The organism is Solibacillus cecembensis, from assembly GCF_050272495.1.
In the GTDB taxonomy this organism is placed as follows: Bacteria; Bacillota; Bacilli; order Bacillales_A; family Planococcaceae; genus Solibacillus; species Solibacillus cecembensis.
Genome location: NZ_JBNNMF010000017.1, coordinates 34543 through 50104 on the forward strand (window position 1 = coordinate 34543; position 15562 = coordinate 50104).

At 35.8% G+C, this 15562-nt stretch carries 19 protein-coding genes and 1 pseudogene; 3 read left to right on the plus strand and 17 right to left on the minus strand.

All coding sequences use genetic code 11. The features are described 5' to 3' along the window. Nucleotides 1–18 precede the first annotated feature (18 nt). The 5 genes from helD to ACQKIH_RS15190 form a co-directional block, all read right to left on the minus strand. Nucleotides 19–2352, minus strand: coding sequence for an RNA polymerase recycling motor HelD (gene helD, locus ACQKIH_RS15170; protein ID WP_427767492.1), 2334 nt, complete (start codon nt 2350–2352; stop codon nt 19–21). 281 nt (nt 2353–2633) lie between these two features. Next, nucleotides 2634–3347, minus strand: coding sequence for an Ntn hydrolase family protein (locus tag ACQKIH_RS15175; RefSeq protein WP_427767495.1), 714 nt, complete (start codon nt 3345–3347; stop codon nt 2634–2636). Between the two features lie 132 nt (nt 3348–3479). Further along, the gene (locus tag ACQKIH_RS15180) at nt 3480–4172 is read right to left on the minus strand and encodes an aspartate/glutamate racemase family protein (protein WP_427767497.1); all 693 of its coding nucleotides are present in this window, start codon (nt 4170–4172) and stop codon (nt 3480–3482) included. A 49-nt stretch (nt 4173–4221) separates the two neighbouring features. Continuing rightward, the gene (locus ACQKIH_RS15185; protein ID WP_427767500.1) at nt 4222–4389 is read right to left on the minus strand and encodes a hypothetical protein; all 168 of its coding nucleotides are present in this window, start codon (nt 4387–4389) and stop codon (nt 4222–4224) included. Nucleotides 4390–4462: 73 nt separating this feature from the next. Then, entirely contained in the window at nt 4463–4675 is a 213-nt protein-coding gene (locus ACQKIH_RS15190) for a DUF6366 family protein (RefSeq protein WP_427767503.1), read from the minus strand. Nucleotides 4676–4891: 216 nt separating this feature from the next. On the opposite strand from ACQKIH_RS15190, the gene ACQKIH_RS15195 reads away from it, so the two are divergent. Then, entirely contained in the window at nt 4892–5146 is a 255-nt protein-coding gene (locus ACQKIH_RS15195; RefSeq protein WP_427767506.1) for a hypothetical protein, read from the plus strand. Between the two features lie 67 nt (nt 5147–5213). Here ACQKIH_RS15195 and ACQKIH_RS15200 read toward each other — a convergent pair whose 3' ends face one another. The 7 genes from ACQKIH_RS15200 to ACQKIH_RS15230 all read right to left on the minus strand — a co-directional run bounded on the left by ACQKIH_RS15200 (nt 5214) and on the right by ACQKIH_RS15230 (nt 10151). Beyond that, complete coding sequence (locus ACQKIH_RS15200; RefSeq protein ID WP_427767509.1) at nt 5214–6092, minus strand: hypothetical protein; 879 nt, start codon at nt 6090–6092, stop codon at nt 5214–5216. Continuing rightward, entirely contained in the window at nt 6085–6561 is a 477-nt protein-coding gene (locus ACQKIH_RS15205) for an RNA polymerase sigma factor (RefSeq protein WP_427767511.1), read from the minus strand. Before ACQKIH_RS15205 ends, ACQKIH_RS15200 begins: the two co-directional genes overlap by 8 nt. Nucleotides 6562–6697: 136 nt before the next feature. Continuing rightward, a complete protein-coding gene (locus ACQKIH_RS15210) occupies nt 6698–6892 on the minus strand; it encodes a hypothetical protein (RefSeq protein WP_057983856.1) in 195 nt (64 codons plus the stop codon). A gap of 224 nt (nt 6893–7116) precedes the next feature. Next, nucleotides 7117–8058 (minus strand): oxygen-dependent tRNA uridine(34) hydroxylase TrhO, encoded by a 942-nt coding sequence (trhO, locus tag ACQKIH_RS15215; protein ID WP_427767513.1) that lies wholly within the window; start codon nt 8056–8058, stop codon nt 7117–7119. Nucleotides 8059–8241: 183 nt separating this feature from the next. After that, a complete protein-coding gene (locus tag ACQKIH_RS15220) occupies nt 8242–8991 on the minus strand; it encodes a VOC family protein (protein WP_427767515.1) in 750 nt (249 codons plus the stop codon). Nucleotides 8992–9053: 62 nt separating this feature from the next. Continuing rightward, nucleotides 9054–9182, minus strand: coding sequence for a hypothetical protein (locus ACQKIH_RS15225; RefSeq protein ID WP_427767517.1), 129 nt, complete (start codon nt 9180–9182; stop codon nt 9054–9056). Nucleotides 9183–9347: 165 nt separating this feature from the next. After that, the gene (locus ACQKIH_RS15230; protein WP_427767520.1) at nt 9348–10151 is read right to left on the minus strand and encodes a PhzF family phenazine biosynthesis protein; all 804 of its coding nucleotides are present in this window, start codon (nt 10149–10151) and stop codon (nt 9348–9350) included. 346 nt (nt 10152–10497) lie between these two features. Between ACQKIH_RS15230 and ACQKIH_RS15235 the strand changes: the two genes are divergently transcribed. Together ACQKIH_RS15235 and ACQKIH_RS15240 are read left to right on the plus strand one after the other, a co-directional pair. Next, a complete protein-coding gene (locus ACQKIH_RS15235) occupies nt 10498–11007 on the plus strand; it encodes a multicopper oxidase domain-containing protein (RefSeq protein WP_427767522.1) in 510 nt (169 codons plus the stop codon). A gap of 42 nt (nt 11008–11049) precedes the next feature. Then, nucleotides 11050–11394: pseudogene (locus ACQKIH_RS15240) on the plus strand (multicopper oxidase domain-containing protein); the annotation flags it as partial. Between the two features lie 183 nt (nt 11395–11577). Here the strand turns inward: ACQKIH_RS15240 and ACQKIH_RS15245 are convergent. From ACQKIH_RS15245 to ACQKIH_RS15265, 5 genes are all read right to left on the minus strand, one after another. Continuing rightward, nucleotides 11578–12489, minus strand: a complete 912-nt coding sequence (locus ACQKIH_RS15245) for a 1,4-dihydroxy-2-naphthoate polyprenyltransferase (protein WP_427767525.1) — start codon at nt 12487–12489, stop codon at nt 11578–11580. A 172-nt stretch (nt 12490–12661) separates the two neighbouring features. After that, nucleotides 12662–13009, minus strand: a complete 348-nt coding sequence (locus tag ACQKIH_RS15250; protein WP_427767528.1) for a VOC family protein — start codon at nt 13007–13009, stop codon at nt 12662–12664. A 157-nt stretch (nt 13010–13166) separates the two neighbouring features. Then, nucleotides 13167–13571 carry a VOC family protein gene (locus ACQKIH_RS15255; RefSeq protein WP_427767531.1) on the minus strand — a complete coding sequence of 135 codons (405 nt, stop codon included), beginning with the start codon at nt 13569–13571 and terminating at the stop codon, nt 13167–13169. A 147-nt stretch (nt 13572–13718) separates the two neighbouring features. Beyond that, a complete protein-coding gene (locus tag ACQKIH_RS15260) occupies nt 13719–14423 on the minus strand; it encodes a hypothetical protein (protein ID WP_427767533.1) in 705 nt (234 codons plus the stop codon). Nucleotide 14424: 1 nt separating this feature from the next. After that, the gene (locus ACQKIH_RS15265) at nt 14425–15243 is read right to left on the minus strand and encodes an ATP-binding cassette domain-containing protein (RefSeq protein ID WP_427767536.1); all 819 of its coding nucleotides are present in this window, start codon (nt 15241–15243) and stop codon (nt 14425–14427) included. Nucleotides 15244–15562 lie beyond the last annotated feature (319 nt).

Here is a 15562-nt window from a genome sequence, read left to right on the forward strand (position 1 = left end):
CGCTTACCTTTTGATTTATTATTGAATATAATTTCCCTGCAAAGCATTTTGCAAAAATGGGCTTGGTTCCCCTACACTGTATAGCTGCAATTCATGCATCGCTCTCGTGCAAGCCGTGTAAAAAATTCTACGCAAGCTCTCCTCACCAAATACTTTTTCCGATGCATCATAAATGATTACGGCTTCGAATTCAATCCCTTTCGCCAAATAAGTCGGGATGACGACAACACCTTGTTCATATTCCAGGGAGCCATTCTTTAACAACTTCATCCCATCAATGCTAGATAACGCTTCATAGGCATACTTACTTTCCTCCGCAGATTTACAAATAATTGCAATACTCACATAACCAGCTGCCTGTAAAGCCGCCACTTTGGATGTAATTTCGCGGTGCAACTGTGCATGATCTCTTACTTGTGTCAGCACAGGCAATGCCCCATCCCGTTCGAATGGAATAATTTTTTCACCATTTGCCACGAGTTTTCGTGTAAAATCAATAATCGGTTTTGTCGAACGATAGCTACGCGTCATGTTGATTACTTCTGTTTCATCTTGTCCGTACAAGCTACTTAGAACATGGAAATCCACCATTTCACTTGCATGTGCGAAGATTGCCTGATTGAAATCCCCAAGTACCGTCATTCTTGCCGCTGGGAATAAACGCTTGATAAATTCAAATTGGAATGGCGAATAATCCTGCGCTTCGTCGATGAGAATATGCTTAATAGAGCGATTCGTTTGAAAACCTTGAATTAACTCTTTCATAAGTAAAAATGGTGTCGCATCCTCATAAAATAATTTGCCCTCATTAAGTGTTTCTCGCGTTATTTGGCAAATCTCCTCCCACTCAGCAGGTGTTTCCCCTTCAATCCACTCATTAATTTGTAACGGATTAGAAAATAATTGCTTATAAATTCCAAGTATATCAACGAAATCAAACGTGCGAATTCGTTTGCGTAACGACTTTAATTTTCGCGTCACGATCAACCTTTCAAGCGCTTCCGGTTCCATTTCATAATCAGCTAAATTTTCACCTTCAAAACCGCGCTTTTTCGCTAAGTAAATCGTTGCCTTATGGTATTCTTCATTGCTCAGTAACTCGATTTCCTCTTGCACCCACGGCTTCATCCGTTCGATTTTCCCGACTTCTTTTATAATGTTCAAGAGCCAATCCTTCAAATTTTCAAGTCTGTTTTGGAAGTGGATTGTCGTGTCACTGCTATAAAATTGATGCGCGATTTGTTTTGTAGTAATAATCGTCTGACCTCTGAAAATAATATCCTTGAATAGCATTCCTGACACTTCTAGTGACTCTCTATATGCTTTAATTACCTCAAAAAACACTGTAGATGCTTTGAACTGAATACCTGCAACTCTCGTCTGATATGTTGGTCTATTTGTACCCGTTAACACAAATTCCAATTGATCGTATGGATTTTCGACTTGAAGCTCGTTACTCAGGCGGTGATCCAAGTATTCTTGAAACGTCACTTGCTGCATATTTTCCTCACCAAGTTCTGGTAGCACATTGGATACATAGCTGTTAAACATCGCATTTGGTGAAAATAAAATAATTTGATCCGCCGTTAAAGTGGCGCGATATTTGTATAGTAAATAAGCAATTCTCTGCAAAGCTGCCGACGTTTTACCACTCCCCGCTGCACCATGTACAACGAGTAATCTCCCGTGATCATGACGAATAATACGATTTTGCTCTTGCTGAATGGTCGCAACGATACTGTTCATATGTTTATCCGTACCTTTGCCCAACACTTGTTGTAAAATTTCATCGCCAATCGTAAGACTCGTATCGAACATGGAGTGCAAAACGCCATCTCGAACAAGATATTGCCATTTCTTCTCCAATTGCCCTTGGATGGTTCCACCCGGCGTTATATAGTGAGCAGCACCCGGCTCGTAATCATAGTAAACACTCGAAATCGGTGCGCGCCAGTCGTAAATAAGGAAGTCCTCACCACTTTCGTCCATCAGCGAAGAAATGCCAATGTACACTTGCTCCTGCGTTGAATGCCCTTGTTCCATAAAATCAATACGACCAAAATAAGGAACCTTCTGCATACGATGTAGTGTAGCCAATCGTTTGGATGCATGTTTATGCGTACTTTGACTAATAGACAGTGCTTGCGTTTCTTGTCTTAAACTAATAATGGTTTCTAAAAAATCATCAAACGTATCAGTGTTCACTTTAATTTCATCCCAGAAATGTTTGCGAATGTTAATGACTTCATTGCGGCGCTGAGACGTTTCATTTTCTAAGTGGTTCATTTGCTCTGTAATGACCTCCATTACATCATCCACTCGTTTTTGCTCCTGCTGAAATTTTAAATCCATCGCAATCACTCCTAAAAAAGTTAGTATGGGGGTTGACTATTAAAAAATCATATTATATAATTAACGTAGGAATAATATATAGTCAATACCCTTATATTGTTTAACTATATAAACTTACCATGATTTCACGTTTCTTTCAATACATTTGACGTGGATTTTTTGCGTTTTCTAACTCCTGTTTTCTCCCTAGTTCTAATAACATCCTCCAAAACAAAAAAGGAATACTAACTCTCTTAGTATCCCCACTATCTTTCAGAGCACTATCTAGCACAAAATATCCATCAAAAATTTATATATTCTCCATCTTTCCTCACCCAAACCGTATCATCCTTGGTAATCTGTACAATGTCAATCTCACCACCAACCGTCTGCTGCTCCTTGCTTTTCTTCAAATTTTCCTTCATCACTTCCTCAATCACATCATAAGCAAATTCAATTAGCTCTTTGTCAGTTTTCTGTCCAATTATCGTAGCCAATTCGAACTCACTGATGGATGGATACTGTTCACTAATTTTAATCATGCTGCTAAAAATTTGTGCTTGATCACTGCCATTATATATGTAACCGTATTTATCAATTGGGATGGGATGATTTTTAATATGATTTCCATCAATAAATTCCATTAGTACTAAAAATAATTTCCCACCTTCAGACCCACCTAGATGAATTTGCGTCGTAAATCCCGCGAAATAGCTACAAAATTTTCTAATGATATATTCAATCGTATCGTTTATTGTCATCTTTTCACTATCAGGATAATGCTCTAACCCGTAAACTAAATCGTTAATATCCATATATCTAGAAATAACTTCATTCGTTTCCTTATTGAAAATAACGCGCGTTAAGCTACCCGAAAAAGAGATTGCCACTTTATTCGGTAAGATGAATATTTTTTGACATTGATCATTATGAACCGGGCTATTCTTCCATGATGCCCTACTATCAATTGCCATAATGATGGAATCCTTACCTTTTACGTTTAACGCAACAGTCATTAAACCGTTCTCCTTTATCAAAAGATACAGCTATTTTATGATTGTACGCTTACAAATATCAACAAGGCTTTCCTCGTTGTAAATTATTATGAATCCAATAATATTTGTACTAACAATAAAAGTATTCTACACTTATTTTTCAAGCGCTTTATTCACCGCTTCAATCGCATGAATAACTGTTGTATCAAATAATGGAATGACTGAATGTTCTTGTTTTACTAAAAGTCCAATTTCTGTACAACCTAATATAATTCCTTCTGCTCCTTCATTTATCATATTTTGAATTACCTTTTTATAATACGCTCTAGAGGCTTCTTGAATATCTCCTAGACATAACTCGTCATAAATCACTTTATTCACCATCACTCGTTCGTCCTCATTCGGAACAATCACACGGATTCCGCTCGACTCAATACGAGATTTATAAAAATCTTGCTCCATTGTATATTTCGTACCTAATAAACCGACTTTTCGAATGGTTGATTTTTTTATTTGATCTGCAGTCGCATCGGCTATATGTAAAACAGGGATTGTTATTTTCCTTTCAATATGTGCGATTACTTTATGCATCGTGTTTGTACAAATAACAATGAAATCTGCCCCGCCCTTTTCTAATGCTAATGCGACATCACCTAACAACTCTCCCGCTTTATCCCATTCCCCTTTTGCTTGAAAGCGCTCAACTTCTTCAAAATCAACGCTATATAATAAGCATTTTGCCGAATGTAAGCCACCTAATCGAAGTTTTACTTCCTCATTAATAATGCGATAATACTCCGCCGAAGATTCCCAACTCATCCCACCGATTAAGCCAATCGTTTTCATGCAAACTCCTCCATTTCACCAAAAAATTTTAGGCAATTAACAAGAAAGATTAGCTGCCTCTTCTTAAAAGACCTTTTAATATAACAGCAAATAAACCAATCCCCATTAAAGAACCTACGACAAATGTTAAGGAATACCAATCAAAAAGGAAATATGTTATTAAAATAGCAGCAAGATAACCTATTGAATAAACTAAAAGAAATTTTGTGAATCTCAATTTTATTCCTCCTCACATTGAATAAACTATCTATTTGAAGTGAAGGTAACTAACGCATTATTCGGGACTACTCTCAAAACATTTTATAAACACTATATCCAACAAAAAGGACGACAAAAATCAAAATTAATACGCCAATTTCTTTAACACTCATGCCAGAAGTATTGGGCATCCCCGCTTGTGTACGGTTAAGATGATCATTGAAATTGCCAGCTGGATTCTTTTTGTGCTCTTCTTGAGTTAAACGTTCCCTTTGTTTTTCAGGTGTTTCTTTTTTTGAATTCATCTAAGCACCTCTATACATTGTTATATTACTATTTCTATATACTTACCCTAAAAACCTTTATTGTTTGTGTAGCTGGTACAGAATAGTCCAAAATAACTTCTTTTAAATGGTGTAACTTCATTTTCATTTTGCTGTCTAATGGAGTACGAAATCATACAATTCCCATATAATAAATAAACACTTTCCATACATATTTACTTTTAGGAGGTTTTAAATTTGTACGCATCTACCCTATTAAGAAAAATCGCTTTAACAGCACTAACTCTTCTCGTTATTACGGTTCTTTATTCTTTCATTTTGAATAAGGGAAGCTTTGATCGACCGATTTGGCTACAAGTTGTCATGACTATTTGCTTTTTGATGTTGAGTATAAATAATTTCAAATTAAAAAAATACTTGATGGGCTGGATTTTCGCCGGGATCACGCTCATTTTTGGCATTAGTATATTTTGGATTGTTACCGCTATGTGACATGGGTTTACCTATAAAAAAGGTGCACAACTAAAAAATCTAACTGTACACCTTTCTACTCAAATTACTACAATAAAATAAAATAGAAGATACCCATTACCCATACGCTGCTAACGATAAAGTCCATTTTCCTCCAAATATTATTGCCATGTAATGTTTCCAATATAATATTGATGACTGCCAGTAAACTTGCCATACATACCACATAAAAGAAATGGATGTTCGGAACAATAAATATTATTAAACATGCGACAAATACTAAAACAATCGTTGCAATTGATTGTTTTACTGTTGAATGTCTTGGAATACGTCGTTTTTCGTCATTTGGGTCACGCATTTTTCGACCAATAAACCAACTCGAAACCATATAACCTACTAAAAAAATCGGAAATACGATATCCTTGACATGATTCTTTTCCGAAGACCATAAACCCGGTGTTTTGGCATCTTCCCCAACCGAATACAAAATATCATTCGTTTTATCATAAAAATAAGAACTAGATGTACTATCGTATTCAACAAAAACTCGAGATGAACCGTCATGATAATTCAGTCGGTACGTATTTCGAATAGCTACATAATTTGGAAGTGATTCCTCTGCTAAAGTTAGCTCACTCAAATATTCTTCCATCCGCATTATGTTATTCTGCCCAGTAAATTCATCCACACCCATTTTCCATTTCGAACTCGGATTCCCTTTACCATAAAGCGCATAAATCGCTACAAGCTGCGGTTCTTCATCGGCTTCACTCGTAATCATTTGTTGCTTTGGCATGGAGGCGACGAGAAAGACGATGATACATAGAACCCCAATAACCGCTGCTGGCACTTGCCAATGGAACTTTTTTCGGTTAGTGCGTGCTGCGATTTGTTGAAAGTCGTGCTCTTTTTTCGCCGTATCCACTTGAATTTCCTTTAATTGCTGCAATCGTTTTTCTTCACTCATCGTCTACACCTCCTAGCAATATTCGCAATGCCTTTAAGCCGCGCGCCGTATTATTTTTCACTTTCACTTCACTACAATTTAATATTTCAGCGGTTTCCTTCACCGAATATTCCTCAATATAGCGTAGTACCACAACTTCACGGTAATGCCATTTAATGCGCTGCAATGCGGCATATAATTTTTCAAGCTCGTCATTTTGAATAACGACTTCTTCAGGTAATTTCTCCTGCGCTTCAGGCTCTGCTTTCAGCTGGAAAAACGATAAAATCTTTTTCCTGCGATAATGATCGTATACAATGTTGCGAGCAATTTTTAGTAAATAAGTTCGCTCATGCTCGGTATATTTTTTTTGATAATAGCGATAAAAGGTTTCCTGCAAAAAATCATGCGCTAAATCTGCATCATTTGTTAAATATCGTATGTACTTATAAATTGCCTCATAGTGTGCATCAAAAAGCTCACGTCGCATCCATTCTCCCCCCTCTCCCTTAAAGACGAACGACGCATTCATTGGAATCACTTTTTATCATTTATTTTTTCGGCACACAAAAAAATTGCCCGAACGAATCAAATCGTTCAGGCTTTTTTAATTCAATTATGCGGGATTAAACACCCATTTTTCTGCGCGTGTTGCTCGTTTTTTTCGTTTGCTGGCTCTTCATTTTTTTCGTTGAAGTATCGCCTTTTGAGCTTCCTTTAGCTGATGCAGATTGATTTTTTTTATTTTCAAGCTGCTGCTTAACTAGCTCCTGTAAACTCAATTTCTTTTTCGGTGCTTCTGATTGATTGTTTTCAGTCATGTTGATTTCCTCCTTTTGAAAGTAGACGTTCTTGATTACAGAACTACCTTAACTCTAATTGTAAATGACCATTTGTTGTAAATGCAAATGATTCTATCAGTCAGTTTGGATTGTTGCATCCATTGACACGTCTACTTATTATACTACAAAAACGCTCCGAACCCCTTATAAATCGAAAAAACGCATCCCCGATTTTTAAAAAGGAATGCGTTTGATTGTTTGGTTTATACTTCTAGTAATTGAAGTGCTTGTTGCACTTGCTCTTCTGTTAAATTATGGCGCACGATATAACGATTGCGCTCATGCGTTGTACATTCGGGTGTACAGCCACCAAGATGCTTGGCTTCATTTTCCTCAGAGGCGATAATTTGCTTATTACACTCTGGGTTCGCACAATTAACGTAGCGCTCACATGGCTCCCCATCATAGTGATCACGTCCAACTACGACATGCTCTACCTGATTAATTGGCACCGTTAAACGCTCATCAAATACATACATTTGACCATCCCAAAGCTGCCCTTTTGCAACTGGGTCTTTCCCGTAAGTTGCAACACCGCCATGTAATTGACCGACATCGCCGAATCCTTCACGCTTCATCCAGCCTGAGAATTTTTCACAACGAATACCACCTGTACAATACGTTAAAACATTTTTACCTTCAAAAAGCTCTTTGTTTTCTCGTACCCATTCTGGTGTATCGCGGAAATTTTCAACATCTGGTCGAATCGCACCACGGAAATGACCGACATCGTATTCATACGTGTTGCGCACATCTAAAACAACTGTATTGTCATCTTGCATTTCTTCTAAAAATTGCTCAGGTGTTAAATAACGACCCGTTAATTCATGTGGATTAACATCTGCTTCTAACCCTAAATGTACTAATTCAGGGCGTGGGCGTACATGCATTTTCTTGAATGTATGACCTTCTGCCTCGTCGATTTTAAAAACAATCCCGTCGAATAATGGATCAGCATTCATCATGTCCATATAAGCCTTTGTTTGCTCTTTTGTACCTGATACCGTGCCATTAATACCTTCTGTCGCCACTAAAATACGACCTTTTAAACCAATTTCTTTACACGCTTGTAAATGCACCTCTGAAAATACTGCTGGATCTACAATCGTTGTGTAATGATAATACAATAATACTTGATAATTCATATTTTCCACCTATCATTCATATATTTGCAGGATATACCTGATAGTCTAAAACTACCTTATAATTATAAAGCTTTTGCGCGATAATTTCTATCAGTAATAAGGCTGAAATATTTGGGTGATTATGGGCTGGTTTATATGGTATATTTAGGAACCAATTTTATTCAAACTATTTTTATTTTTGATTTATTCATTAATAATCTGTGTATTTTCAATCCAACAGTCGTTGTTTAGCAAATTCGATTGTTTGCTATTTAACACAACTTGTACATTAAACTCTGCTGCTTCTTCCAATATTAGCACTTGATCATGTTCTAAATGAATTGTTAATCGTTCGTCTCCCTCTAAGGTATCATCAAAAATCCGCTTTAACATTTCAAAATCTACTTTTGTGAACTGACCAGCAATTTGAACCTGTTTTATACCAGTTATATTATTTCCCCTTGAATTTGGAACCATATACTTCTCTAATTTCGTTCTCGTTTTTTCATTATTCATTTGTTGAAAGCCAATTTGCATCGGTACATTTTGAAAAAAATCTAAATAACTATTGGTCCAAGGCATTGTTTTTGAAATTAATTTGAAGAAGAATTCAATTTTTATACTTTCAGGCTGTGAAATTGGAATTTTTTCAGATGTTACTTTTTGCACCAATTGATTCAAATCTTTTACATCTAGCATTAAACAAATTAATCCTCTTTCACCATTATTGTAGGCATCAACCCATTCTTTTTTCCATCCCCCGCCATCTTGATTTTTTATAGAAATCATCTCAAAATACTCTTTGCCAATCCAAATATTAGTAGCTTTAAACCCTTTTGTACCCTTACCTTTTTTAGGGCTATAGGGTAAACCTACATCCCTAATATTTTGCGTAAATTGCCCTTCGTTTTGATAGTTTTTATCAACATTTAGTACTAGATGGTCGAATTTCATATTTCATGCCCCCTTTGTTATTTGTATATAAATAATTATGTTCTATAGTCGAGTGAACGTTATTATTTTGATAATGCCATTACATCTTTAATAAATTGTATTTGTCCCTGAACGATTTCAATCATATTTTTTGAAACTAAACTAACAATTGGTGATAAACCTTCAGGAAGATGCTGTTTTTTTATTTTCATTCCATTTCCAATTAAATTTACTAAATGTATTAATTGTTGTTCTAATGCCTCTTTAGCCTGTTTAGGTGAAAGTTCTTCAATAATAGATAAACCTGCATAAAGAGAAATAGATATGGAACAAAAGAACAGGTAATACTATCAGTTTTTCAGCTCAATTTGTGAGATTTATATTAAAATTTCACCCCATAATACCCGAACAGCTGATCCTGCAATGGCAACATCTTTTTCATTCGGTGTAACGTATAATAACCCACCACGTTTTGAAAGTTGTTTACTAACGATACTTTCCTTTGATAATTTTTCACACCAGTAAGGTCCTAATGCACCATGAGTAGAACCATTTACATGATCTTCATCTATGCCCTGTGCTGGAGAAAAAAACCTAGAGACAATATCAATCCCCTCATCCTTAGACATGCTCGTTATACAAACACCACGTACAGGAAACTGTTTCATTGCAAAGAAATCAGGTTCAAACTCTGCAATGTATTCTTCGTGACTTAGTTCCACTATATAATCCAAATCGGTTTTCCCTACATATTTTGGTTTCATACCAAGCCATTTTTCAAGCTCTAAAGGGCATTCAATCTCTTCTAACTCGTACTTTTTAATTGTTATTTCAACCAGTTCATTAAACCAACTTGCTTGCAAAGGTCCGCTTAATGTATGGAATATAATAGAATTATCAATAGGGACAATCCCTTGTTGCCAGAGAAGAAAAGCACTTGCAATAGTTCCGTGTCCACAAATCGGTATTTCCTTTACTGGAGTAAACCACCTAAGATAAAAGTCATTATCCTTCTTTTGGACAAAAGCTGTTGTTGGTACGGGGATCTCCTGGGCAATTTTCTGCATGGTCAAATCAGGGATTGTAGAATCCAGTAAACATACTGCCGCGGGATTACCCTTGTAAAGTTCTGTAGTAAAAGCATTGACAATAAAATATGAGACTCTATTCACTTTTTCCACCTCATTCTTCGTTACTAACAAAATAATAACTTATTTCATTCTTTTCGGTTAGTTAAATCACGCATAATATGTATATTATTTTATTAATTTTTCAACTCCCATAATATTACTTTTAGAGAAAATAGAATTGTTCCTACCAAAATATTTTTCTTCCTTTAAAGATGGTAAACGTATACAATTTTTTCGCTGCAATCATCGAAAGCATACCTGTGGACCTTCCATCATTCGAGCATAAAAGCCCCCATCCTACATACAATTTATAATCTGCATGTCGTTGCAAATCAAATATGAAAATATGTTCATCAATGTGTTGCATGAATCATCATCTTACAAAGGGAGGATTTATATGGTAGTAACACCGGGGATTGAAGATTTACCGTATGTTATGCAAGCGAATGGAACAAAATTTTTCACTTTGATTGCTGAAGAAATAACGTGGGAGCTTGTAGATGGCATTTTTGTTAAAGCATGGGGTTATAACGGTTCTACACCCGGTCCAACGATTCGTGTTTTCCCTGGAGATCATGTATGTATTCGCGTTATTAATCGTTTACCTGAAAAAACGAGCGTTCATTGGCATGGTTTAATTGTACCGAATAATATGGATGGGGTTCCGCCAATCGAACCTTCCCCATTTATTGAACCAGGGCATTATTTTGATTATCATTTTACTATTCAAAATCCCCCTAGAACGTATATGTATCATTCTCATGTCAACGTTGCTGTCCAAGATAATGCAGGACTATTAGGTGGCTTCATTGTTGAAGATCCAAACTTGCAAAACATTCCTAAACATCGAGACTATCTTTGTTTACTGCAAGAATGGGCTGTTGACGAGCTTCCTTGGGGTAATTAAACAAAAGGGAAATATAACTTAAATTTTGTAAAACCAGAATTTAATTTTTTTACGATTAATGGAAAGTGCTATCCCTTTACGAAGCCATTACTTGTAGAATACGGCGATTCTGTTCGCGTTCGATTTGGCAATATTCAAATGCATCACCATCCCATGCATTTACACGGTCACCAGTTTCAAGTTGTAGGCGCAGATGGCTTTCCGATTGCTGAACATAGCCAAATTTGGAAAAATACGATTCTAGTAGCTTCCGGAGAAACTTGGGATATTCATTTCCAAGCGAACAATCCCGGTATTTGGCCATTCCATTGCCATATGCCACATCATGTCACAAATAATGGCGCACCTGGTGTAGGTGGTATGTTTATGACGGTTAATTATTGTTAATTAGTTTTTGGAAAAAAAACAAACCTCGTATCTTAATCTAAATACGAGGTCTGTTTAGTGCTGTTCATTTTATAATAAAGTTTAATTGTTCTGGGATGCAAATATTCCACCCGTAAGTTGGAGTACAATTTTTCTAAGCCTCTAATTACAAATACTATGTACAAAGTAGCTTACATTCTACTGTTAAATTAGGTAACCAATTAATAATCCAATTGATAACAGGAAGCAGAAAATCGTATTCGTCAGCGCTGTTGATTTCATTGCGTCACGCATATACTGAGGTTCCGTTGCGCCTTTTTTGAAACTTTGAATAGCAGAGATTGGTTTTTTCACACCGAGGAACAATACCAATGACCATGGACTAATATATCCCATTAATACGATGACGATAATCCAGAAATAAGAAACGAAAAATGCAATTGCTAAAAATTGAACAGACTTCTCTCTCCCAAGAAGAATCGGCAACGTTTTTCGTCCACCTTTAATATCCTCTTCAATGTCACGAATATTATTGGACATGTTAATTGCCCCTACTAAAATCCCAACTGGTATAGAAATTAATAAACTTTCAATGGTAACAGTATTCGCTTGAATAAAGAATGCAATTAATACAAAACCTGTCCCCATCGATAAGCCAGAAAATAACTCTCCAAATGGTGTGTACGCAATCGGGAATGGGCCACCTGTGTATAAATAGCCAATTGCCATCCCGCATAAACCGATGACCGCTAACCACCAAGTAGTAGCGATACAAATATAGACACCGATAATTGCTGCCACAATATACAATAAAATCGCAACTGTTAAAACATTTTTTGGCTTCAATCCATGACGGACGATTCCACCACCAATGCCAACTGATTCAGCCGTATCTAACCCACGTTTAAAATCATAATATTCATTAAATAAATTCGTTGCAATTTGCAATGCTAAACATGCGAATAACATACTAAAAAACAATAACCAATTAATTTCCGTTACATACAGTGCTACAACTGTTCCTAAAATGACAGGAGCAAATGTCGCCGTTAATGTATGTGGGCGGGTCATTGTCCACATTAATTTAGCAGAACTCATCTCTTTTTCAATTTCCATAAATTATTATATCCTCCTGCAAGATCATAAATAAATTAGTAGAATCGCTTTGCCCATCTACTTCCTTTTCAAAGGATACATTATATCACATAAATCAAAACTTCAACTATCTTGTACCATTAATTAACCATCCATGTAGCTCAAAACCAACGCTGCACCAAAGAATACGTTTTTATTTCTCCCACAGCTCGATCAGTCGCCCTTCAGGATCTGTAATCCAAATAAACGTTCCAAATTCACTACTCTCTTTTTCCTTTTCAAGAGGTACACCAATATGTTCAAGATGCTGAATCATCTCGTTTAAGTCATGTACTTCGAAGTTTAACATCACTTGTTGTTCTGTTGGGAAATAGCTGTCATTCTCAGTAAAGAATGAAAAGATTGTCTCATTTCCTAATTGAGGTTTAATGACAGTTCCATTCCAACTTTCTAGATCAACTTTCAACACTTCACCGTACCACTTTTTCACAACATCCATATTTTTAGTTCTCCAAAAAATTCCTCCAAAACCCTTTATCATCATATCTAGCTCCTGTCTGTTTTTAAATTTTCAACACTTAATAATTCCTTTAATAATGATTGTAGCCTTTGAATAAAGTTCAGTAAAAGTATGTTGTAAACGTTGATTTTATACAGAAAGAACCCAACAGTTTTATGCCTATCTCGGGAGAACACTTCTACATTTTACTCATATCCATATACAACACATTCCAGCGGTGACCATCTAAATCAGCAAAACCGCAGCCATACATCCAACCTTGGCTTTCTGAGGGCTCACCAAAAATTGAACCGCCAGCCTCTACTGCCCTCTTTGCTATTTCATCTACTTCTTCTCTGCTCTCTGCATCAATAGAAAATAATACTTCAGTCGCTTGTTTTGTATCGGCTATTTCATGTTTCGTAAAACTCTCAAAGGTGGCAACAGGAAAAAGCATTATGTTCGCATTATTATCCCCGATAACTAATTGCACTTGATCGCTATTCCCATGTGGTGTATTCGTTGAAAATCCTAGTTTGCTATAAAACTCTTTTGATTTATTTGTATCTTTAACCGGCAAGTTGATCCATAATTGTTTTGGCATAGTTATTTCCCCTTTTTAAATCAATTTTTACTCTCCCATTTAGGATGGAGGAAATACTTCGTTATATACCCGCTATCAATGTAAACACAAACAAAATATTCCTTTTATCAGGGCTGAATCTTCACGACTTTTTCACAAGTGATAGAACTAACCTTCTTTTCTTAAAAAAAGGGGAACTAATATGGCAGCAGCGACGAATAGATAAATAACGACAAATACACTATCGAATACTATGTATTTATTGATTAGTAATGGATTGTCATCTTCCGTATAACCAACCACCTTAAACACTGGAGGAAATACCCACAAAATCCATTTAGCAAATGCCATTATTTCAATGATTGACTTTGAAGCAAGTGAAACGACGATTATAAATACAGAAGAAAGCCAAGCATATTTTTTGGTCGCGAATGTAGTAGCAGAAAGTAACGTCCCGACTAATACCCCAAATATTACGAAAACTAAGTGGCTGTAAAACGTAAAAATATATAGCTTGAGCGACATTTTTCCTTTGAAGCTTTCTGTAATAATCGGGAAGAAGACAGCAAATAAAAGTAAAGGTATCATTATTACTAGAAGAGTTAGCCATTTACCATATAAGTAACTCAACTTACTTCTAAGATGAGAAATTAAAATATGCTTTTCGCTTTCTTCATCCAATGTAAATATGGACATTGTCATCCACGTCATGATTAAGTACAATGCAATGGAAGATACTGCGTAACTACTGAGGATGGGAACATTTTTATAGGCATATAATATAAATATCCATGCAAAAAAGAAAGCAACAGGTGGAATAAATTTTAGAGAGCGAATAAAGCTTATTAATTGATATTGTACGAAAGCTGACAACTTACTCCCCCCTTTCCATTAATCCAACGATTGAACAGCCTCGTTCAAGTAACATGGACAAAATTTGATCAGACTCATTGGCTGAAACAATTATTTCAACAAAATCTTCCCCTACAAATTCATACCTAATAGACGGGATCTCTGCTAGTATTACTCTGTTTAGAGTTTTCGCTTTTATTATTCTTACTTTCTCTTTTTTGTTTGTTGTAGAATCCGAGATAATTCTTCCGCTTTCTACAGTTAAAACCCTACCAGCAAAACTTTCAATTAGTAGTGAGTCATGTGTAGTAAAAACTACCGTTACATCCCTTTGAAGTGAATTCAGTTGATTTAAAAGTTCAATTTTTGCCTTATCATCTAACCCAGTTAGTGGCTCGTCTAATAGTAGTAAATTAGGTTTTTTTAACAACGCCTGTATAATTCCAGCTTTTTGCTTAGTCCCTTTTGAGCAATTTTTTAAAGGGGTATTAAGGAATTCTGTAATTGCAAACAGCTTAGCATATTTCTCAATTCTTTTTAGAAATCCTTCATCCACGTTTGAAGACATTTTGCCCGTTAACATTAAATAATCTTGTATTTTAAATCGGATATTTTCTGGAAAGTGTTCTGGAACATAGCCAATGTTAATTTGGTTTCGCTTCACTTGCCCGTCTGTTTCTGTAAAGATACCACCGATAAATTTCAACAGACTGCTTTTTCCAGAACCGTTTATCCCCGTTATCGCCACTTTTTCCCCCTGTGATATGCTTATAGAAACATCTTTTAAAAGCATTTTTCCTTCTATCTTTTTACTAGCTTTCTTTGCCTCGAATATTTTCATGAAACACCCCTTCAGTTTCCCTTTATTTTACTCAAAAAATTCCCTAGTGAATTAAGAAAATGCTTTCCACCCGGAAGTAACCGTTATAGAGAATAACACGCCTATAATTATACAACAATTACCAAATTTGCAGTTGTACCAAATTCATTACTCTACTAAATTAAATGAACCCTTTCTGAATAAAAGCTTTATAATTATAGATTCATTAATACTATTAGAGCAGTTTTTCCAATGATATAAGTGTAGTACCTATTGCTGACTTGGAATAAAGAATGATTAAAACACTGCTATAAATGATGATTCTTATAGAAAATCATAG